The organism is Rhodococcus sp. 05-2256-B1 (assembly GCF_002258465.1).
Taxonomy (GTDB): Bacteria; Actinomycetota; Actinomycetes; order Mycobacteriales; family Mycobacteriaceae; genus Rhodococcoides; species Rhodococcoides fascians.
The window spans coordinates 1-751 of record NZ_NOZA01000019.1 but is presented as its reverse complement, the minus strand read 5'-3'; the positions used below and the strand labels follow the sequence as shown (position 1 = coordinate 751).

At 60.7% G+C, this 751-nt stretch carries 1 protein-coding gene; it reads right to left on the bottom strand.

Annotated elements, in window-relative coordinates; all coding sequences use genetic code 11:
- Positions 1–751: phosphopantetheine-binding protein (locus CH285_RS11065; RefSeq protein WP_141214695.1), on the bottom strand; the 751-nt coding region annotated here is incomplete at both ends.

Below are 751 nucleotides of genomic sequence, written 5' to 3'. Positions count from 1 at the left end.
CAGGCCCGCTACGGTGGGGGCTTCCATGAGTGCACGGACGCTGATTTCACAGTCGAAGGTTTCCTGCACGGCGGCTACGACACGCATCGCAGAGAGCGAGTTGCCGCCCAGGTCGAAGAAGGAGTCGTCCACGCTGACTCGCGGCAGGTCGAGAACCTTCGTGAAAATGCCGGAGATAATTTCTTCAACCGGAGATGACGGCGCTCTGTGAACGCCGCTGGCGAATTGCGGCTCGGGCAACGCCCATTTGTCCAGCTTGCCGTTGACAGTTAACGGCAACTCGTCGATGACCATCACCACGGCCGGAACCATGTACGCAGGCAATCGCGCGGCAACTCGTTCGCGCAGCGCCCCACCATCGATTCCCGCAGACACCTCGGTAGGTACGACGTAGCCAATCAACTGCTTGCCGGTATCGGTATCACGGGCCACCACTGCCGCACGCTCCACTCCGGTCAAGGCAGCGAGTGTTGCTTCCACTTCACCGATTTCGATGCGGTAACCACGAATCTTCACCTGATCGTCAGAGCGACCCACATACTCCAGCTCGCCGTCGTGATTCCAACGAACCAGATCGCCGGTGCGATACATCCGCGAACCCAAAGGGCCGAGCGGACACGCGACGAATCGCGATGCCGTCAAGCCCGGCCGTCGCACATAACCGCGTGCCACACCCCGCCCCGCGACATACAACTCACCAACCACACCGATCGGAACCCGCCGCAAACCGGAATCCAACACAAACAACGCA